At 71.7% G+C, this 19,921-nt stretch carries 15 protein-coding genes and 1 riboswitch; of the genes, 11 read left to right on the top strand and 4 right to left on the bottom strand.

From position 1 onward, the window contains the following. The first annotated feature begins 60 nt into the window (after positions 1-60). Both STRNI_RS12090 and STRNI_RS12085 read left to right on the top strand, forming a co-directional pair. Positions 61-1,230 carry a citrate synthase/methylcitrate synthase gene (locus tag STRNI_RS12090; protein WP_277411260.1) on the top strand — a complete coding sequence of 390 codons (1,170 nt, stop codon included), beginning with the start codon at positions 61-63 and terminating at the stop codon, positions 1,228-1,230. A 97-nt stretch (positions 1,231-1,327) separates the two neighbouring features. Then, a complete protein-coding gene (locus STRNI_RS12085; RefSeq protein WP_277411259.1) occupies positions 1,328-2,479 on the top strand; it encodes a CobW family GTP-binding protein in 1,152 nt (383 codons plus the stop codon). A 64-nt stretch (positions 2,480-2,543) separates the two neighbouring features. On the opposite strand, the gene STRNI_RS12080 is transcribed toward STRNI_RS12085, so the two are convergent. Beyond that, positions 2,544-4,991 carry a DNA gyrase/topoisomerase IV subunit A gene (locus STRNI_RS12080; protein WP_159485785.1) on the bottom strand — a complete coding sequence of 816 codons (2,448 nt, stop codon included), beginning with the start codon at positions 4,989-4,991 and terminating at the stop codon, positions 2,544-2,546. A 289-nt stretch (positions 4,992-5,280) separates the two neighbouring features. Here STRNI_RS12080 and STRNI_RS12075 point away from each other — a divergent pair, with 289 nt between their 5' ends. The 4 genes from STRNI_RS12075 (at position 5,281) to STRNI_RS12060 (ending at position 10,170) form a co-directional block, all read left to right on the top strand. Then, positions 5,281-6,618 (top strand): M16 family metallopeptidase, encoded by a 1,338-nt coding sequence (locus tag STRNI_RS12075; protein ID WP_018093435.1) that lies wholly within the window; start codon positions 5,281-5,283, stop codon positions 6,616-6,618. A gap of 38 nt (positions 6,619-6,656) precedes the next feature. Further along, positions 6,657-8,039, top strand: a complete 1,383-nt coding sequence (locus STRNI_RS12070) for a M16 family metallopeptidase (protein ID WP_051104293.1) — start codon at positions 6,657-6,659, stop codon at positions 8,037-8,039. A 209-nt stretch (positions 8,040-8,248) separates the two neighbouring features. Further along, positions 8,249-8,404: riboswitch (cyclic di-AMP (ydaO/yuaA leader) on the top strand. Positions 8,405-8,416: 12 nt separating this feature from the next. After that, entirely contained in the window at positions 8,417-9,217 is an 801-nt protein-coding gene (locus STRNI_RS12065) for a M23 family metallopeptidase (protein WP_018093437.1), read from the top strand. Positions 9,218-9,480: 263 nt separating this feature from the next. Next, a complete protein-coding gene (locus tag STRNI_RS12060) occupies positions 9,481-10,170 on the top strand; it encodes a GntR family transcriptional regulator (RefSeq protein ID WP_026170333.1) in 690 nt (229 codons plus the stop codon). A gap of 362 nt (positions 10,171-10,532) precedes the next feature. Here the strand turns inward: STRNI_RS12060 and STRNI_RS12055 are convergent, their stop codons facing one another. Next, on the bottom strand, positions 10,533-10,814 hold the full coding sequence (locus STRNI_RS12055; RefSeq protein ID WP_026170334.1) for an HPr family phosphocarrier protein: 282 nt from the start codon (positions 10,812-10,814) through the stop codon (positions 10,533-10,535). Positions 10,815-11,022: 208 nt separating this feature from the next. Here STRNI_RS12055 and STRNI_RS12050 point away from each other — a divergent pair, with 208 nt between their 5' ends. From STRNI_RS12050 to STRNI_RS12035, 4 genes are all read left to right on the top strand, one after another. After that, complete coding sequence (locus tag STRNI_RS12050; protein ID WP_277411258.1) at positions 11,023-14,034, top strand: bifunctional acetate--CoA ligase family protein/GNAT family N-acetyltransferase; 3,012 nt, start codon at positions 11,023-11,025, stop codon at positions 14,032-14,034. A gap of 38 nt (positions 14,035-14,072) precedes the next feature. Continuing rightward, positions 14,073-14,663: a DUF5998 family protein gene (locus STRNI_RS12045; RefSeq protein ID WP_006602644.1), complete on the top strand. Its 591-nt coding sequence runs from the start codon at positions 14,073-14,075 to the stop codon at positions 14,661-14,663. Next, positions 14,663-15,853, top strand: coding sequence for an alkaline phosphatase family protein (locus STRNI_RS12040; protein WP_159485781.1), 1,191 nt, complete (start codon positions 14,663-14,665; stop codon positions 15,851-15,853). The genes STRNI_RS12045 and STRNI_RS12040 overlap by 1 nt, the downstream gene beginning before the upstream one ends. A gap of 65 nt (positions 15,854-15,918) precedes the next feature. Continuing rightward, positions 15,919-16,584, top strand: a complete 666-nt coding sequence (locus tag STRNI_RS12035) for a thymidine kinase (RefSeq protein WP_159485779.1) — start codon at positions 15,919-15,921, stop codon at positions 16,582-16,584. A gap of 126 nt (positions 16,585-16,710) precedes the next feature. On the opposite strand, the gene STRNI_RS12030 is transcribed toward STRNI_RS12035, so the two are convergent. Further along, positions 16,711-17,496 (bottom strand): VOC family protein, encoded by a 786-nt coding sequence (locus tag STRNI_RS12030; protein WP_274738459.1) that lies wholly within the window; start codon positions 17,494-17,496, stop codon positions 16,711-16,713. Between the two features lie 250 nt (positions 17,497-17,746). Here STRNI_RS12030 and STRNI_RS12025 point away from each other — a divergent pair, with 250 nt between their 5' ends. Beyond that, complete coding sequence (locus tag STRNI_RS12025; protein WP_277411257.1) at positions 17,747-18,586, top strand: sulfurtransferase; 840 nt, start codon at positions 17,747-17,749, stop codon at positions 18,584-18,586. Positions 18,587-18,688: 102 nt separating this feature from the next. Here STRNI_RS12025 and sepH read toward each other — a convergent pair whose 3' ends face one another. After that, on the bottom strand, positions 18,689-19,759 hold the full coding sequence (gene sepH / locus STRNI_RS12020) for a septation protein SepH (protein WP_018093446.1): 1,071 nt from the start codon (positions 19,757-19,759) through the stop codon (positions 18,689-18,691). Between the last annotated feature and the right edge of the window lie 162 nt (positions 19,760-19,921).

Here is a 19,921-nt window from a genome sequence, read left to right as displayed (position 1 = left end):
TTGAGTCAAGCATAGACAGTCGGATCAATGTTCGGGTGAGGAAGAGCAAGGAGATCAGCCATGCCGACCACCGAGGTGAAGGCACCGATCGACGCTCCCAGGGGGCTTGCGGGCGTCATCGTCACCGAGACCCAACTGGGCGACGTCCGGGGCACCGAGGGCTTCTACCACTACCGCCAGTACTCCGCCGTCGAGCTGGCCACGGCCCGCACCTTCGAGGACGTCTGGTACCTGATGTTCCACGGGGAGCTGCCCGACGCCGCGCAGCTGGCGGCATTCAGGGCCGAGACCGCGGCCCTGCGCACACTGCCCGCGGCCGTACGTGACGCGCTGCCCGCCCTTGCCCGAGCCGGTGCACTTTCCGGTCCGCTCGCCGGGCTGCGCACCGCGCTGTCGCTGCTCGGCGCAACGGCCGGCTTCCGGCCGCTGTACGACATCGACGCCGGCCGGCGCCGCGCCGACGCGCTCGCCGCCTGCGCCGCCGTGCCGACCCTGATCACCGCGTTGCACCGGCTCGGCCAGGGCCTGCAACCCGTCGAGCCGCGCGCCGACCTCGGCCACGCGGCCAACTACCTGTACATGCTCACCGGTGACGAGCCGGAGCCGGAACAGGTCCGCGCCATCGAGGCGTATCTGATCTCCACCATCGACCACGGTTTCAACGCCTCGACCTTCACCGCGCGCGTCATCACCTCCACCGGCGCCGACCTCGCGGCCTGCCTCGTAGGCGCCGTCGGCGCGCTGTCCGGGCCGTTGCACGGCGGTGCGCCCAGCCGGGCACTGGACATGCTCGACGCCATCGGCACCCCCGACCGCATCGATTCCTGGATCTGCGACCGCGTACGGCGCGGTGACCGGATCATGGGGTTCGGGCACTCCGTCTACCGCACCGAGGACCCGCGTTCCCGGATGCTGCGAGGTATCGCCGAGCGCTTCGGTGGACCGCTGGTGGAATTCGCCGTCCAAGTGGAGGCGAGGGTCGAAGAGCTGCTGGCCGAGCTCAAGCCCGGCCGTGAGCTGCACATCAATGTGGAGCTCTATGCGGGTGTCGTCATGGAGCTGTGCGGACTGCCGCGTGAGATGTTCACGCCCACCTTCTGTGCGGCCCGGGTGGTCGGCTGGAGTGCCAACATCCTGGAGCAGGCCGAGGATTCGAAGATCATCCGTCCTGCGGCGCGGTATGTCGGACCTCCGCCGCCACAGCCGCTGCCCGTCGTCGCGCCCCTTTAGCCGGGCCGGGCCCGCGTCGCCGGCGGTCCGTTACGATCGACAGCTCGTCCGCCGCCGGTCCGCGCGGCCCGCCACCCGCACCATGGAGGCGCCCCCCTTGGCCACGCAACAGATCCCGGTCGTCGTGCTCGCGGGCTTCCTCGGGTCGGGCAAGACCACCCTCCTCAACCATCTGCTCGGCAACGGCGACGGCACCCGTATCGGCGCGATCGTCAATGACTTCGGCAGCATCGAGATCGACGCCATGACCGTCGCCGGGCAGGTCGACTCGATGGTCTCGCTCGGTAACGGCTGCCTGTGCTGCGCGGTCGACACCAGCGAGCTGGACACCTACCTGGAGCGGCTGGCCCGCCCCTCCGCCCGTATCGACGTGATCGTCATCGAGGCCAGTGGGCTGGCCGAGCCCCAGGAACTCATCCGGATGATCCTCGCCAGCGACAACGACCGGATCGTCTACGGCGGGCTGATCGAGGTCGTCGACGCCGCGGAGTTCGAGGACACCCGGGCCCGGCATCCCGAACTGGACCGGCATGTGGGCATCGCCGACATCGTGGTGCTCAACAAGGCCGATCGCATCGGCGACGCGGCGCGGCAGTCACTCATGGACACGCTCGCCGGCCTCGCTCCCGGCCGCCCGGTGATCTGCACCGCATACGGGCGCGTCGATCCCGAGCTGTTCTTCGACCGCGGGCCGGGCGAGGACCACGACGCGGCCGTCCGCCAGCTGTCCTTCGAGGACCTGCTGCGTGAGGCCGCGGCAAACGGGGCGGCCGCCCACGACGCCCACGACGCCCATGATGTTCATGACGCCGACGACCGCTGCGGTCACCCCGGCGACTGCGGCCACCCCGGTCATACCCACCACGCAGGCCACCTCCACGCCGCCTACGAGAGCGTGGAGTTCACCTCCGCCGAGCCGATGCACCCGCGCCGTCTCATGGACTTCCTCGACAGCCGCCCGGCCGGTCTCTACCGCATCAAGGGCTTCGTCCACTTCGACGTACCGGAGAACCGCCAGAAGTTCACGGTGCACGCCGTCGGTGACTTCCTGCGCTTCTACCCCGCGCCGTGGCCGAAGGGCGAGGAGCGGTGCACCCAGCTCGTCATGATCGGCAGTGGCATCGACGCCCCGGCCCTGCGCAAGGAGCTGGAGAACTGCCGGCAGAGCGCACCGTCGGAGGCCGATCCGAACAGCATGTGGGGCGTACTGCGGTACGTGGCAGCACGCGAGGAGGCGGAAGACGAGTGACGCCGCCGGGCCGGCTGTTCACCGGACCGACGGCGTCGACCACCTCTGCCACCGCGGCTGCTGGTTACACCGGCCCCGCCAGCGCCGTCACCGGCTTCATCAGCGGCACTCCCGAGCCGTCCCGGCGCGGGTCCACCTCCGGGAGCTCGACCGGGCTACCCTTGGCATCCGCGGCCCGTACCGGAGCCGGCCCGGCCCAGGCCTGGGTCAGACAGTCCTCGCCCTTCAGGAACCGCTGGCAGCGCACACCGCCGGTCGCCCGGCCCTTGCGCGGATACTGGTCGAACGGGGTGAGCTTGGCCGTCGCCACCGAGTCGTCCAGCGTGCCGTGCGAGCCGGCGACCGTGAACACCATGGCGTCGGCGGCCGGATCCACCGCGGCGAACGAGATCACCTTCGCGCCCTCGCCCAGCTTGACGCCCGTCATACCGCCCGCGGGCCGGCCCTGCGGCCGCACCTGCGACGCCGGATAGCGCAGCAGCTGCGCCTCGTTGGTGATGAAGACCAGGTCCTCCTCACCGGTGCGCAGCTCGACCGCGCCCACGATGCGGTCGCCATCCTTGAGGGTGATGACCTCCAACTCCTCCTTGTTGGAGGGGTAGTCGGGCACCACCCGCTTGACGACGCCCTGTTCCGTGCCGAGCGCCAGACCCGGCGAGGACTCGTCCAGCGTGGTCAGGCAGATCAGCTCCTCGCCGTCCTCCAGGGTGAGGAACTCGGAGAGCTGCGCGCCACCGGAGAGGTTGGGCGCCGCAGCGGTCTCCGGGAGCTGGGGCAGATCGATCACCGAGATCCGCAGCAGCCGTCCCAGGGACGTCACCGCTCCCACCTCGCCACGGGTGGTCGCCGGCACCGCCGAGACGATCACATCGTGCTTGACGCGCTTGGCATCGGCGTCGAAGGGCACATCCCCGGTGACCGTACGTGCCAGCAGGCCCGTCGACGACAGCAGCACCCGGCACGGGTCGTCGGAGACCTCCAGAGGCACCGCGCCGACCGAGGTGCCCGCCGACTCCAGCAGGACCGTCCGCCGGTCCGTGCCGTACTTCTTCGCGACCGCGGCCAGCTCGCCGGAGACCAGCTTGCGCAGCTCGGTGTCCGATTCCAGGATCTGAGTCAGCTTCTCGATCTCGTCCTGCAGCCGGTCACGCTCCGACTCCAGCTCGATACGGTCGAACTTGGTCAGCCGGCGCAGCGGGGTGTCGAGGATGTACTGCGTCTGGATGTCGCTCAGCGAGAAGTGCTCGATCAGCCGCTCCTTGGCCTGCGCGCTGTTCTCGCTGGAGCGGATGAGGCGGATGACCTCGTCGATGTCCAGCAGGGCCGTCAGCAGGCCCTCGACCAGGTGCAGACGGTCGCGCCGCTTGGTCCGCCGGAACTCGCTGCGCCGGCGCACCACGTTGAAGCGGTGGTCGACATAGACCTCCAGCAGTTCCTTGAGGCCCAGCGTCAGCGGCTGGCCGTCCACCAGCGCGACGTTGTTGATGCCGAAGGACTCCTCCATCGGCGTGAGCTTGTAGAGCTGCTCCAATACGGCCTCGGGGTTGAAGCCGTTCTTGACCTCGATCACCAGCCGCAGTCCGTGCTCGCGGTCCGTGAGGTCCTTGACGTCCGCGATGCCCTGGAGCTTCTTCGAGCCGACCAGGTCCTTGATCTTGGAGATGACCTTCTCGGGGCCGACCGTGAAGGGGAGTTCGGTGACGACCAGGCCCTTGCGGCGGGCGCTGACGTTCTCCACCGTGACCGTCGCACGGATCTTGAACGTGCCACGGCCCTTCTCGTACGCGTCCCGTACGCCGCCGAGGCCCACGATCCGGCCGCCCGTCGGCAGATCGGGACCCGGCACGAAGCGCATCAGCGTGTCGAGATCGGCGTTGGGGTGCTTGATCAGGTGGCGGGCCGCGGCGATGACCTCGCCCAGGTTGTGCGGCGGCATGTTCGTCGCCATACCGACGGCGATGCCGGAGGCGCCGTTGACGAGGAGGTTCGGATACGCGGCGGGGAGGGCTGCCGGTTCCTGCTCCTGGCCGTCGTAGTTCGGCGAGAAGTCGACGGTGTCCTCGTCGATGGACTCCGTCATCAGGGACGTGGCGGACGCCATCCGGCACTCGGTGTACCGCATCGCGGCGGGCGGGTCGTCATTGCCCAGGGAACCGAAGTTGCCGTGGCCGTCCACCAGGGGCAGCCGCATGGAGAACGGCTGTGCCATGCGCACCAGCGCGTCGTAGATCGACGCGTCGCCGTGCGGATGGAGCTTACCCATCACCTCGCCGACGACGCGGGCGCACTTGACGTACCCGCGGTCGGGGCGCAGCCCCATTTCGTTCATCTGGTACAGAATGCGGCGGTGTACGGGCTTGAGACCGTCGCGGGCGTCCGGCAGGGCGCGCGAGTAGATGACCGAATACGCGTACTCAAGGAAGGAACCCTGCATCTCGTCGACGACGTCGATGTCGAGGATCCTCTCCTCGAAGTCGTCCGGCGGCGGGGTCTTCGTGCTGCGGCGGGCCATCGCGGCTGCGGCTCCTTCTGCTGCGTCTACTGCCGATGTCGGGAAAGCGTCGGGTCAACCAGGCGGGTCAACCAGCTGGGGGATCAACCCGCGAGTATGTCTGAGTCTGACGCGGACCATTGTGGACCGCCCCACTGACAACGCCGACCGCGACTCCCCCTTCAGCTCCCACCGGGCCGAGCGCGGGGCACGTTCGGGGCCGGTCGGACGGGAACTTCGCCAGATGCCGACGCGCTTGCATACAGTGACAGAACTTCCTCGCAAGCGGATCGAAGGGACGTACATGCCCATGGGTCACACGGCCACAGAACAAGCCGGCTCCGGCGGCCTGACAGCGACCGAGCACCGGCTGGCCAATGGCCTGCGCGTGGTGCTCTCCGAAGACCACCTGACCCCGGTTGCAGCGGTCTGCCTGTGGTACGACGTCGGCTCCCGCCACGAGGTCAAGGGCCGTACAGGCCTGGCTCACCTCTTCGAGCATCTGATGTTCCAGGGTTCCGCGCAGGTGAAGGGCAACGGCCACTTCGAGCTGGTGCAGGGCGCCGGCGGTTCGCTCAACGGCACCACGAGCTTCGAGCGCACCAACTACTTCGAGACCATGCCCGCCCATGAGCTGGAGCTCGCGCTCTGGCTGGAGGCGGACCGCATGGGCTCGCTGCTGACCGCGCTGGACGACGAGTCCCTGGAGAACCAGCGCGACGTCGTCAAGAACGAGCGCCGCCAGCGCTACGACAACGTCCCCTACGGCACGGCCTTCGAGAAGCTGACGGCCATGGCGTACCCCGAGGGCCACCCGTACCACCACACGCCCATCGGGTCGATGGCCGACCTGGACGCGGCCTCCCTGGAGGACGCGCGGGCGTTCTTCCGTACGTACTACGCGCCCAACAACGCCGTCCTGTCGGTCGTCGGCGACATCGACCCCGAGCGGACGCTGGCCTGGATCGAGAAGTACTTCGGTTCGATCCCCTCGCACGACGGCAAGCAGCCGCCCCGGGACGGCACCCTGCCCGACGTCATCGGCGGCGAGCTGCGCGAGGTCGTTGAGGAGGACGTGCCCTCCCGCGCCCTCATGGCGGCCTACCGCCTGCCGCACGACGGCACCCGTGAGGCGGACGCCGCCGACCTCGCGCTGACCGTCCTGGGCGGCGGCGAGTCCTCCCGCCTGTACAACCGGCTGGTGCGCCGCGACCGCAGCGCCGTCGCCGCCGGCTTCGGCCTGCTGCGGCTGGCCGGTGCCCCCTCGCTGGGCTGGCTGGACGTGAAGACGTCCGGCGGGGTCGAGGTTCCCGACATCGAGCGCGCGGTCGACGAGGAGCTGGCCCGCTTCGCAGCCGAGGGCCCGACCCCGGAGGAGATGGAGCGGGCGCAGGCCCAGCTGGAGCGCGAATGGCTGGACCGGCTGGCCACGGTCAGCGGCCGCGCCGACGAACTGTGCCGCTTCGCCGTCCTGTTCGGCGACCCGCAGCTCGCACTGTCCGCCGTACAGCGCGTCCTGGACATCACCCCCGAGGAGGTGCAGGCGGTCGCCAAGGCCCGGCTGCGCCCCGACAACCGCGCGGCGCTCGTCTACGAGCCCACCGAGCCGTCCGACGCCGACACCGAGGAAGGGGAGGCGGACCAGTGAGCGACGCCACCACCCACGCCGATTCCCCCGTGAGCCCCATGGACTTCCACCCGCAGCCCCAGGGGGGCGCGCCCAAGCCGTGGGCCTTCCCGGCCCCCGAGCGCAGCCAACTGCCCAACGGGCTCACCCTCCTGACCAGCCACCGCCCCGGCCAGCAGGTCGTCGCCGTCGAGATCAACCTCGTCGCGCCGCTGGACGCCGAACCCGAGGGCCTGGACGGTGTCGCCACGATCATGGCGCGTGCGCTGTCCGAGGGCACCGACACGCATGACGCGGAGGAGTTCGCCGCCGAGCTGGAGCGCTGCGGCGCCACCCTGGACGCGCACGCCGACCACCCCGGCGTACGGGTCTCCCTGGAGGTGCCGGCGTCCCGGCTGACCCGTGCGCTCGGCCTGCTCGCCGACGCGCTGCGGGCGCCCGCCTTCCCGGAGAGCGAGGTCGAGCGGCTGGTACGCAACCGCCTCGACGAGATTCCGCACGAGCTCGCCAACCCGGCACGTCGCGCCGCGATGGCACTGTCCAAGGAGCTGTTCCCGGCCACCGCCCGCATGTCGCGGCCCCGGCAGGGCACCGAGGAGACCGTCGCCCGCATCGACGCCGCGGCCGTCCGCGCCTTCTACGACGCCCATGTACGGCCCGCCACGGCCACCGCCGTCATCGTCGGTGACTTCACCGGCGTCGACCTCGGCGCGGCGCTCGCCGACACTCTCGGCGCCTGGAGCGGCTCCACGGCCGAGCCGCTGAAGGCCTCGCCGATCGTCGCCGACGACACCGGCCGGGTGGTGATCGTGGACCGCCCCGGCGCCGTCCAGACGCAGCTGCTCATCGGCCGTATCGGTGCCGACCGGCACGACCGGGTGTGGCCCGCGCAGGTCCTCGGTGCCTATTGCCTGGGCGGCACCCTCACCTCCCGTCTGGACCGCGTGCTGCGGGAGGAGAAGGGCTACACCTACGGGGTGCGCGCCTTCGGCCAGGTGCTCCGCTCCACCGCCCCCACCTCCCCCGAGGGATCCACGGGCGCCGCGCTGCTCGCCATCAGCGGCTCGGTGGACACCGGCTCCACCGTTCCGGCGCTCGAGGACCTGTGGAAGGTGCTGCGCACCCTCGCGGCAGAGGGGCTGACGGACGAGGAGCGGGATGTCGCCGTGCAGAACCTCGTCGGGGTCGCGCCGCTGAAGTACGAGACCGCGGCAGCCGTCGCGGGCACCCTCGCCGACCAGGTGGAGCAGCAGCTCCCGGACGACTTCCAGGCGCAGTTGTACGCCCGCCTCGCGGAGACCGGCACGGTCGAGGCCACCGCGGCGGCGGTCAACGCCTTCCCCGTGGACCGGCTGGTGACGGTCCTGGTGGGCGATGCGGCGCAGATCGCCGAGCCGGTCAAGGCGCTGGGCATCGGTGAGGTGACCGTCGTCAGCGGCTAGCCCCCGTGTGACGGAAGGTCATATGCAGACCGTGCGGCTCCCGTGGTGCTTCTCAGCCACGGGAGCCGCCGTATGTCCGGTTTATTGCGGCTGGTGCCTCGGTTCTTGTGGCATCCCGCACAAAAAAGCGGTTCTGTTTGCCGATTGAAAGTTGCCCCGTTTAGCGTCGGTCCGGCTGTTCGTCACAAGTCCGCCACAACAGTGGCACCGGACAGCCATCGCCGAGTCCCCGTACGGCGCGAGCCAGGGGAGCCGGGGACCCACACGTCCCTTGGGGTGAATCGGACTCCTCTCCGAGGAGGCCGTAGGAGACCTTCCTGCTCCGAACCCGTCAGCTAACCCGGTAGGCGAGAAGGAGGGAAAGGACAAGCCAGCACATGGCGTTCATCCGTGCCACCGGGAAGCACCGTCGCGCGAGCCGTCCCGTTCGGACGACCCGCAACGTCGCCGGCATAGCCACCCTCGCGGCCGGCGGTGTGGTCGCCTCCGTGGCCTCGCCGGCGCTGGCCGCGACGGACGAGGCGCGCCTCCACGACACCGGACTGCAGCAGGCCGTCGTGCTGGGCGACGAGCTCGCCAACCGTGTCGAGGCCCAGGCCGACGCGCAGCAGGCCGACGCCGAGGCCGCCGCGGCGCGGGCGAAGGCCGAGGCCGTCGCCAAGAAGCAGGCCGATGAGGCCAAGCGGCGTGCCGAGGCGGCGAAGAAGAAGGCAAAGGCCGCCCATGAGGCCAAGGTGCGCGCCGCCCGCGACGCGGAGCGCAAGCGCCTCAACGCCTTCGTCGCCCCCATTGGCGACTCCTACGTCTCCACCGCCTACAAGGCCTCCAGTGGCCTGTGGTCCTCCGGCAGCCACACCGGCATCGACTTCCACGCCGCCTCCGGCACCAGCGTCCACGCCGTCGGCTCGGGCACCGTCGTCGAGGCCGGCTGGGGCGGCTCGTACGGCAACAACATCGTGATCAAGATGAACGACGGCACGTACACCCAGTACGGCCACCTGTCGTCGCTCGGTGTCTCGGTCGGCCAGCAGGTCACCCCGGGCCAGCAGATCGGCCTCTCCGGCGCCACCGGCAACGTCACCGGCCCGCACCTGCACTTCGAGGCCCGCACCGGCGCCGACTACGGCTCGGACATCGACCCCGTCGCGTACCTGCGCGGGCACGGCGTCAACGTCTGATTCCCGGCCTCGTCGGCGCCGCCCGTACGGGGGCGTGCGCCCTACGCCGATCGTCCTTCCGGAGCCCCGGTCCCACGGCCGGGGCTTCGGCGTATCCGGATTGTGGTGGGTACGCACCGGATACGCCGGTGGCCCGCGACTTCCAGCCAAAAAATATCCATGAATATCCCGAGGCCATCGGAAAAGCCGTGCCGGTCGAATAGAGTCACGGAAAAGTCGCCGACCGGCGGCGTTTCCAGGGGATTACGGCGGAGGCACGGAAGATGCGAGGCCATATTTCCGCGCATGCGGTGTGCACGGCGATTCGCGACGACATTGTCTCCGGTGCGCTGGCGCCGGGGAGCCGGCTGATCGAGGAGATCCTGGCGGCCCGTTACGGCGTCTCCAGAGTGCCGGTCCGCGAAGCACTGCGCACCTTGCAGTCCGAGGGCTTCGTCACCACCCGCCACCACGCGGGCGCCTGCGTCGCCGAGCCCACCGAGCAGGAGGCCGCCGATCTCCTCGACGTCCGCGCCCTGTTGGAGCCGCTGGGCGCCGCCCGCGCGGCCGCCCGCCGCAGCCCGGCCCACCTGAAGGTGCTCCGCGGCCTGGTACGGCTCGGCCGCGAGCGGGCCCGGCACGGCAACCCCGCGGATCTGCGCCAACTGGACGGCTGGTTCCACGAAACGCTGGCCCAGGCGGCCGGCAGTCCCAGCCTGACGGCGCTGCTGACCCAGCTGCGGCGCAAGATCGAGTGGATGTACGCGGTGGAACTGCCGCCCCGGGCGGGCGAGTCCTGGGACGAACACGGCGCCGTGCTGGACGCGGTGGCCCGGGGGGACGCCGAACGGGCGCGCGCCCTGATGGCGGCTCATGTCGAGCGCTCACTTCCGGTCTACCGGCTGCGGCTCCCCGCCAAGGCCGAGGTGAGGGATCCGAAACCGCCCGTCAACACGGCACGCGTCCGCCCTTAACAATCGCCCCGTATACAAAGAAGCGCGAAATTTGCTGCGGCCGTGCAGAGCGGTGCTTCAGCAGAGCGATGCTTTATTCGGTCCGAGCCTGCATTTGCCGTGCCTATATTTATCGCACCGCGTTCGCTTAATGGCGTGCGCTTTTCATGACGGCTCCTGGTCGGCGGCCACCCCGCAATTCCGCGCCCTGTCCCGCGGAATGCACAGCGGCGCATGCGGCATCGCCGCGCAAACCCACCGGGCACGGCGGACCGTCACCCCCGCCGGAGTCCCGCATGCCGGCCCAGCAAAACGGCCCCGCCGCGGCAACCGATCCGGTCACCACGGCGGGGCCGCCGCAGACGGCAGAAGTCCTGGCGGACTCAGACGGTCTCGGGCAGTTCCTCGAGACCCTCGGCGACGAGCTTGGCCAGACGGTCGAGCGCCGCCTCGGCGCCCTCGGCGTCGGAGGCCAGCACGATCTCCTCGCCGCCCTGGGCGCCCAGGCCGAGGACCGCGAGCATGGAGGCCGCGTTGACGGGGTTGCCATCAGCCTTGGCGATCGTCATCGGGACGCCGGAGGCGGTGGCCGCACGGACGAAGATCGACGCGGGGCGGGCGTGCAGGCCCTCGGCCCAACCGACATTGACGCGGCGCTCTGCCATGGTGTTGCCCTTCAAAGTCGTGACAGTTGTCTAGACCAGTCTCTCACGCTGCGGTGTGTGGTCCGCCAGCCCTTCGTCCTGGCCTTTACGGCTGTGGGGCCCGGGGAAGGCCCGGCAGGCCGTACGCCCTACGGCGCACCGGCCTGCCCCGCACCCCGAGCGTACGCGCGCCGGGCCGGTTGTCGGTGGCCGGTCGTACGCTGTCCGCATGCAGACGCCGCCGGAGCACGCGTACCCGACCCACTGGGAAGCCGACGTGGTGCTGCGTGACGGCGGCACGGCGCGGATCCGCCCCATCACCACCGATGACGCCGAGCGGCTGGTCTCCTTCTACGAGCAGGTTTCGGACGAGTCGAAGTACTACCGCTTCTTCGCGCCCTACCCGCGTCTGTCCGACCGCGATGTGCACCGTTTCACCCACCACGACTATGTCGACCGGGTCGGGCTCGCCGCCACGATCGGCGGCGAGTTCATCGGCACCGTCCGCTACGACCGGATCAACGAGCAGGGGCTGCCCGCAAAGAACCCCGAGGACGACCAGGCGGAGGTCGCCTTCCTCGTCCAGGACGCCCATCAGGGCCGCGGAGTCGCCTCCGCCCTCCTGGAGCACATCGCGGCCGTCGCCCGCGAACGCGGCATCCGCCGGTTCGCCGCCGAGGTACTCCCCGCGAACTCCAAGATGATCAAGGTGTTCACCGACGCTGGCTACACCCACAAGCGCACCTTCGAGGACGGCGTGGTCCGCCTCGAATTCGATCTGGAGCCGACCGAGCAGTCCATGGCCGTGATGCGCGGCCGTGAGCAGCGCGCCGAGGCCCGCTCCGTACAGCGGCTGCTCGCGCCGGGCTCGGTCGCCGTCATCGGCACCGGCCGGACCCCCGGCGGCGTCGGCCGTACCGCCCTGCGCAGCCTCCTGGACTCCGGCTTCACCGGCCGGGTGCACGCCGTCAACCACGCCTTCCCCGAGGACCTGCAGCGGCTTGACCCCGAAGACGTACCGGCCGTCCGCACCCTGCGGGAGATCACCGACCCGGTCGACCTCGCCGTCATCGCCGTCCCCGCGGACAGCGTCCCCGACGTGATCCGCGACTGCGGCGAACACGGCGTCCAGGGCGTGCTGGTCCTGTCCTCCGGCTACGCCGAGGCGGGCCCGGACGGCAGGGAGCGGCAGCGCGCCCTGCTCCGCCAGGCCCGCTCGTACGGCATGCGGCTGATCGGGCCCAACGCCTTCGGCCTGATCAACACCGCCCCCGACGTCCGGCTGAACGCCTCCCTCGCCCCGCAGATGCCCGGCGCCGGCCACATCGGCCTGTTCACCCAGTCCGGCGCCATCGGCATCGCCCTGCTCAGCGGACTGCATGCGCGCGGCCCCGGTGACGGCGGGATCGCCGGTATCTCCGCCTTCGTCTCGGCCGGCAACCGCGCCGATGTCTCCGGCAACGACCTGCTCCAGTACTGGTACGAGGACCCGGACACCGATGTCGTGATCCTCTATCTGGAGTCCATCGGCAACCCCCGCAAGTTCGCCCGGCTCGCCCGCCGCACCGCCGCCGTCAAACCGGTGGTGGTCGCCAAGGGCGCCCGGCACAACGGCACCGCTCCGCCCGGCCATGCCGTGCCCACCGTCCGGGTCCCCGACAGCACCGTCGCCGCCCTGATGCGCCAGGCCGGAGTGATCCGGGTGGACACGGTCACCGAGCTGATCGACGCCGGGCTGCTGCTGGCCTCCCAGCCGTTGCCGGCCGGCCCGCGGATCGCCATCCTCGGCAACTCCGAGTCGCTGGCGCTGCTGGCGTACGACGCCTGCCTGACCGAGGGGCTGCGCCCGCAGCGCCCCCGTGTGCTGGCCTCCGCCGCGACACCGGACGACTTCCGGGCAGCGCTCGCCGAGGCGCTGTCCGCGGACGGCTGCGACGCCGTGGTCGTCACGGCCATCCCCTGGGTGGGGGAGGGGGCCGCCGTCTCCCCGGGCGGCAGTGAGGGCGCCGCGCTCGCCGACGCCCTGCGCACCGCGGCGGCCGCCCACCCGGAGAAGCCGGTCACGGTCGTCCACCTCGCGATGGACGACCTGGCGCAGACGCTCGCGGCACCGGCACCGGCACCGGCACCGTCGGCCGAGTCCTCAGCTCCCGCGCGCGACCAGGCGGCCCGCCCCGAGCCGGCGGCCCGCACCATCAACCCGGCCCCGGCCCCGCCGCCCCCGCCGATCCCGCCCGCCCCGTCCCACTTCCCACGCCCCCCGGCCCCCACCGGACCGCCGCCCACCCTCGCCGCACGCCAGGCGACCCCGGCCCGCGACGCCGAGGCCGGCATCCCGCGCCGGCCCCGCCGTGAGCCCCTCCGGATCCCCGCCTACCCCGCCGCCGAGCGCGCCGTCCGCTCGCTCGCCGAGGCCGTCCGCTACGCCGCCTGGCGCCGGGAGGCCGCCGACCCGGGCCGGGTGCCGGAGTACGACGACATCCAGGAGGCCGCGGCCGGCGCCGACATCGAGCGCCTCCTGGACCGGCTCGGCCCTGACGTCCCCACCAGCCGCTCCGTCCCGGTGCCGCCCCAGGACGCCGAGGCCCTGCTCGCCCGTTACGGCATCCACACGCTCCCCGTCCTCCCGGCCCCCGACCCGGACACCGCCGTCCGCGCCGCCGCCCGCCTCGGCTACCCGGTGGCCCTCAAGACCACCGCACCCCATCTGCGCCACCGCCCCGACCTCGGCGGCGTACGCCTGGACATCGCCGGCGAGGCCGAACTCCGCCGTACCTACGCCGAATTGACCGACTACCTCGGCTCCCCGGAGGAGCTGCGCCCGGTCGTCCAGTCAATGGTTCCGCGCGGTGTGGACACCGTCGTCCGCGCCGCCATCGACCCCGCCGCCGGCGCCGTCCTCTCCTTCGGCCTGGCCGGGGCGCCCTCCCAGCTGCTCGGCGATATCGCCCACCGCCTCATCCCCGCCACCGACCGCGAGGTCGCCGAGCAGATCCGCTCGATCCGCGCCGCCCCGCTGCTGTTCGGCTGGCGCGGCTCCCAGCCCGTGGACACCGCCGCCCTGGCGGAGCTGCTGCTGCGCGTCTCCCGGCTCGTCGACGACCACCCCGAGGTCGTCGGCGTGGACCTCGAACCGGTCGTCGTCGCCGCCCAGGGCCTCTCCGTCCTGGGCGCCACCGTCCGGCTGGCCCGGCCGCCCGCCACGACTGACCTCGGCCCCCGCCGACTGCCCGTCTACTGAGGCTCTCGCGGCCCGGTACGCCCCGTAAGATGGACCCCATGGCTAAGACCGGTACGACGACCCAGGGGCTGCGCGCGGCGATCGAGCGCAGTGGCTATTACCCGACGCTCGTGGCCGAGGCGGTGCAGGCCGCGGTCGGCGGTGAGCCGGTGGTGTCGTACCTCGTCCATCAAGAGACGACCTTCGACGCCAACGAGGTCCGCCGCCATGTCACGGTCCTGGTCCTGACCGGCACCCGCTTCATCGTCAGCCACACCGACGAGCAGGCCGCCGACGCCACCTCCCCGTCGCCGTACGCCACCACCTCCACCGAGTCCGTCAAGCTGGGCCGGATCTCCTCCGTGGTGCTCAGCCGGGTGGTCGCCAACCCGGAGTCGTACACCCCCGGGCAGCTGCCCCGCGAGGTCGTGCTGACCATCGGCTGGGGCGCGGTCGCCCGCCTGGACCTGGAGCCCGCCGCCTGCGGCGACCCCAACTGCGAGGCGGACCACGGCTACACGGGCTCCTCCACCGCCGACGACCTCTCGCTGCGGGTCAGTGAGGCCGGGGACGGACCGGACTCGGTGCGCGAGACGCTCACCTTCGCCCAGGCGCTCTCCGAGGCCACCGCGGCCACCACCACCCGCTGATGGTCCACACCGCCCCCGCCTGGCCGGAACCCGAACCGCTCGACCCGCTCAGCGCCCCGGTGCCCCGGTACGGCACCGCCTCACTCGCCGATCTGCTGCCCACCATCGCCGCCGGGCTGGGCATATCCGGCCTCACCGGCGCGATGGAGCTGGCCCCCGCCGACCGGGCCTGCGTCTTCCTGATCGACGGCCTCGGCTGGGAGCTGCTGCGCGCCCACCCGGAGGAGGCACCGTTCCTCACCTCGCTCCTGGGTACGTCGTTCAACGGCAGCGGCCGTCCGCTCACCGCGGGCTTCCCGTCCACCACCGCCACCTCCCTCGCCTCGGTCGGCACCGGACTCCCGCCGGGCGCCCACGGCCTGCCCGGCTACACCTGCGAGGACCCGGCGACCGGCGCCCTGATGAACCAGCTGCGCTGGTCCCCGTGGACCGATCCCTACGTCTGGCAGCCGTATCCGACGGTCTTCCAGCTGGCGGACACCGCCGGCATCCACACCTGCCAGGTCTCCGCACCGAACTTCCAGCACACCCCGCTCACCAAGGTCGCGCTCAGCGGCGGCACCTTCCACGGCCGGCTCTCCGGCGAGGAGCGGATGGACCTCGCCGCCGAGCAGCTCGCCGCCGGCGACCGTTCGCTGGTCTACACGTACTACTCCGAGGTCGACGGCAAGGGACACCGCTACGGCGTCAACTCCGACGCCTGGCGCGGCCAGTTGATGTACGTCGACCGGCTCGCGCAGCGGCTGGCCGAGCAGCTGCCGCCGCGCAGCGCGCTCTACATCACCGCCGACCACGGCATGATCGACATCCCCTTCGACCCCGAGTCGCGGATCGACTTCGACGAGGACTGGGAACTGCGCGCCGGCGTACGCCTGTTGGGCGGCGAGGGCCGGGCCCGGCATGTGTACGCCCACCAGGGCGCGGCCGCCGATGTGCTCGCCGTATGGCGCGAGGTGGTCGGCGAGCAGATGTGGGTGGCGAGCCGTGAAGAGGCCATCGCCGCCGGGTGGTTCGGGCCGCGGGTCGACGACCGGGTGCGTGCCCGGATCGGCGATGTCGTCGCGGCCGCCCATGCCGACATGGTGATCATCGCGACGGAACGAGAGCCCCGGGAGTCGGAGATGGTCGGAATGCACGGCTCCATGACCCCGGTGGAGCAGCTGGTGCCGCTCCTGGAAGTCCGCACCTGACCCGTAGTCAACTCGCCCGCACCTCGCCCAGCCCCCTCACGAGCCCGAAAGGCCCGCAACTTCCCATGCCCGAGCTGGTGTTCTTCTCCGGAACGATGGACTGTGGAAAGTCGACACTGGCTCTGCAGATCGAGCACAACCGCTCCTCCCGCGGACTGCAGGGAATGATCTACAGCCGCAACGACCGGGCCGGCCACGGCAAGCTCTCCTCCCGCCTCGGGCTGGTCACCGAGGCCGTCGAGGCGGCGGACGACATGGACTTCTACGCCCATGTCGTCGGCCATCTCTCCTCCGGCGGCCGGGTCGACTACGTCATCGCCGACGAGGCACAGTTCCTCGCTCCCGAACAGATCGACCAGCTCGCCCGGGTCGTCGACGAACTCGAACTGGACGTCTTCGCCTTCGGCATATCCACCGACTTCCGCAGCAAGCTCTTCCCCGGGTCCCAGCGCCTGGTCGAACTGGCCGACCGGGTGGAGGTGCTGCAGGTCGAGGCGCTGTGCTGGTGCGGCGCCCGCGCCACGCACAACGCCCGCACGGTCGGCAACCGGATGGTCGTCGAGGGCGCGCAGGTCGTGGTCGGCGATGTCGTCGGTGACGTGGACGGCCCGTCCGCCGAGGTCGGCTACGAGGTGCTGTGCCGGCGCCACCACCGCCGCCGCCAGACCTCGGCGACCGCCCGCGCGGCCGCGCTCTCCCCGGACGTCCTTCCGGTCGGCGGCGCGCGGTAGGAGGAGCCGCGGGCGGGCTGAGGCGGCGACCGGCGACCCCCGGCGCCGACGGCCTCCCTATGCGCCTCCACACGGCCGTGGGGAGGCCCGCGCCGGACGGCGGACACGGCCCGGTGCGACCGGTGCTCAGCCCTTCTGGATGATCGTGAAGACGGCGCCCTCGCTGTCGGCGACGGTCGCCAGCCTGCCGTGCGCGGAGTCCCTGGCGCCCTCCAGCACCCGTCCGCCCAGCTCGGCCACCCGGCGGGCGGCCGCGTCCGTATCGGAGACCGCGAAGTACGTCATCCAGTGGGAACCCCGGTCACGCGGCAGGGCGCCGCCCACACCGTGGATGCCGGCCACGGGGTGGTCCTTCAGATGCAGCGTCAGATAGTCGAAGCCGGCGTCGTCGTCCGAGGACAGGGGTTCCGTCTCGAAGCCGAAGACATGCTCGTAGAACGGCCCGACGGAGCCGGTGTCCCGGGTGACCAGCTCGTTCCACACCGCGGTGCCCGGCTCCCCGGTGAACGCGGTGCCCATCATCGTCCTGCCCTGCCAGACGCCGAAGATCGCCCCTTGCGGGTCGGAGGCGATCGCCATCCGCCCCGTGTCGTCGTCGGCGTCCAGCGGCCCGACGCCCACCGTCCCACCGCAGGAACGGATCTGTTCGGCGGTCACATCCGCGTCGTCGCTGGCCAGATACGTGGTCCAGGAGACCGGGAGATGGCGGTCGGGGGCCAGCTCGCCGACCCCGGCGACTTCCCGGCCGTCGAGGAAGGCCCGGGCGTACGGACCGAAGTGCTGCGGCCCCGGACGGAACTCCCAGCCGAACAGCGCGCCGTAGAACTCCTGCGTCGCGGGCAGGCTGTGGGCCAGGAGGCTCACCCAGCAGGGCGCGCCGGGCATCCGCCGGGTCGCTGCCTCGGTCGTCATTGTCACTCTCTCCTCGGAGCGTCGGGTGCTGACCATGTGCGGTACGGGCGCGGGTCCCGTCCAGATGCTCGCACCCGGTGACCTGGTGTGCGCCCCGGCCGCGCCGTCGATGGCGCGTTCGCGAGGGAGAATGCCCGTTTTGATGTTCCGCCATCCGTTTCGGCGCGGTTGCGGCAGGGTGTAACTGCGCCATACGGAGGGTGGGCACCCACCTTCTGTACGTAGTCGTCGCTACGCAAGGATGAGTCCCATGAACGCCATCATCACCGCTACCGAACTCGCGAGCGAGTTGGCACGGCCCACCCCGCCGGTGCTCCTGGACGTCCGCTATCAGCTCGGCGGGCCGCCCGGCCGCCCCGAGTACGCGGCCGGCCATGTCCCCGGCGCGGTCTATGTCGATCTCGACAATGAGCTGGCCTCGCCCCCCGGCCCGGCCGGCCGTCACCCGCTCCCCGATCTCGATGTCTTCGCCGGGGCCATGCGGGCCGCGGGTGTCCGCGCGGACCGCCCCGTGGTCGTCTACGACGGCGGTCAGGGCTGGGCGGCCGCCCGCGCCTGGTGGCTGCTGCGCTGGACCGGTCACCCCGATGTGCGGGTGCTGGACGGCGGTCTCGCCGCATGGAAGGCGTCCGGTGGCGCCCTGAGCACCGAGCAACCGGCGCCGCCGGCCGGGGACTTCACACCCCTGCCCGGTGCGGTGCCGCTGCTCACGGCGGACGACGCGGCCGCCCTGGCCCGCCGCGGACTCCTGCTGGACGCCCGCGCCGCCGAGCGCTACCGCGGCGAGGTCGAGCCCATCGACCGGGTCGCCGGCCATATCCCGGGCGCCGTGTCCGCGCCGACGACCGAGAACGTCGTCGAGGGCGACACCGTCTTCCGTGACGCCGCGGACCTGGCCAAGCGGTTCGCGTCGCTGGGTGCCACCGCGGACGTGGAGGTCGGCGTCTACTGCGGCTCCGGGGTCTCCGCCGCCCATCAGGTGCTGGCCCTCGAGGTCGCGGGCATCCCCGCCGCGCTGTACGTCGGCTCCTGGAGCGAGTGGTCGGCCGACCCGTCCCGTCCGGTCGCCACCGGCCCGCAGCCCGGCTGAGCCCCCGCCGGGCCCCGTCACGAGGCCCCGCACAACGCCGTCCGCCCGCCCCTTGCTTCCGGGGCGGGCGGACGGCTTTACGCGCTGGGGGCAGCGGCCCCGTTACTCCGGCTTCTTGCGCCGGGTGCCGAAGACGATCTCGTCCCAACTGGGCACCGCGGCACGGCGCCCGGGCCGTACACCGTCCGCCTCGGCCTGCCGGTCCGTCGTCCCGGTCAGCCGGTCACGATGCCCGGCCACCGCGCGCGGCATCAGCACATCGGCGTACGCGGAACCCGCGCCCGCACCCGCGCTCGCCGCCGGGGCCGGCGGCTCCTCGACCTCGGCCTCGGACTCCTCATCGCTCTGCGGCGACTTCACGCTCTCCGGTACGACCATGTCGCCACGGAAGCTCGGCACCGCCTCCAGCAGGCTGGTCAGCGAATCCCGCTCCCGCTCACCCGTGGCCTCCTCCGCGACCCGCGGCTCGTCGTCCTCACCGCCGGACTGCGCCGCGCGCTCACCGCGCTCGGACGACTGCCGGTCCAGGGCGCGGTCCAGCGGCCGGTCGCGCGGCAGCCGCGCGATCCGCGGCACGAACGGGAAGCTCGGCTCGGGCGTGTCGTCGCTCTCGCCGATCAGCGCCCGGGCCTCGTCGTCCACGGCCTGGACGAGCCGCCGCGGCGGGTCGTAGGTCCAGCTCGCAGAGTGCGGTTCGGTCGCGACGCGGTAGACCAGCAGCACCTCCCAGGTGCCGTCGTCCCGGCGCCAGGAGTCCCACTGGACGCTCTCCTTGTCGGCGCCGCGCAGCAGCAGCCGCTCCGCGACCGCCTCACCGAGTTGCGGACCGGTGTTCTCGCCGGGGCGCCGCACCGGGGTCTTACGGGCCCGCTCGGCCATGAACGCACGCTCGGCGAGCACCGGACCCTCGAAGCGGCGCACCCGGTCGACGGGGATGCCGGCGAGCTGGGCGACCTCTTCGGCGGAGGCACCGGCTCTTATACGCGCCTGGATGTCCCGCGGCCGCAGGTGGCTCTCGACCTCGATCTCGATCTGGCCGAGGCGCGCGCGGTCATTGCGGACGGCGGCGCGCAGCCGTTCGTCGATCGGAAGCGTGTACTCGGTGCTGTCCGCAGCTTTGAGCACCAGCCGTGTGCCGTCGTTGGAGACGGCCACGACACGCAGTTCGGGCATGGGGACCTCCCGGGTGGTGCCTGCCGACGTCACGTGCGTCGCTGCTTCCGCTAGTCGAGTGTGGCCTGCCCGGGTGCAGCCTGCCACAACATTGCCGAGTTGCCCGGCGTGTCGGGGCTTGGCCCTGAAACGCCGTTATGACACGGTTACCAGTTCGCCACG

Source organism: Streptomyces nigrescens (assembly GCF_027626975.1).
In the GTDB taxonomy this organism is placed as follows: Bacteria; Actinomycetota; Actinomycetes; order Streptomycetales; family Streptomycetaceae; genus Streptomyces; species Streptomyces nigrescens.
Note: the sequence above shows the minus strand (reverse complement) of the source record. Positions and strands in the feature narration are given on the sequence as shown.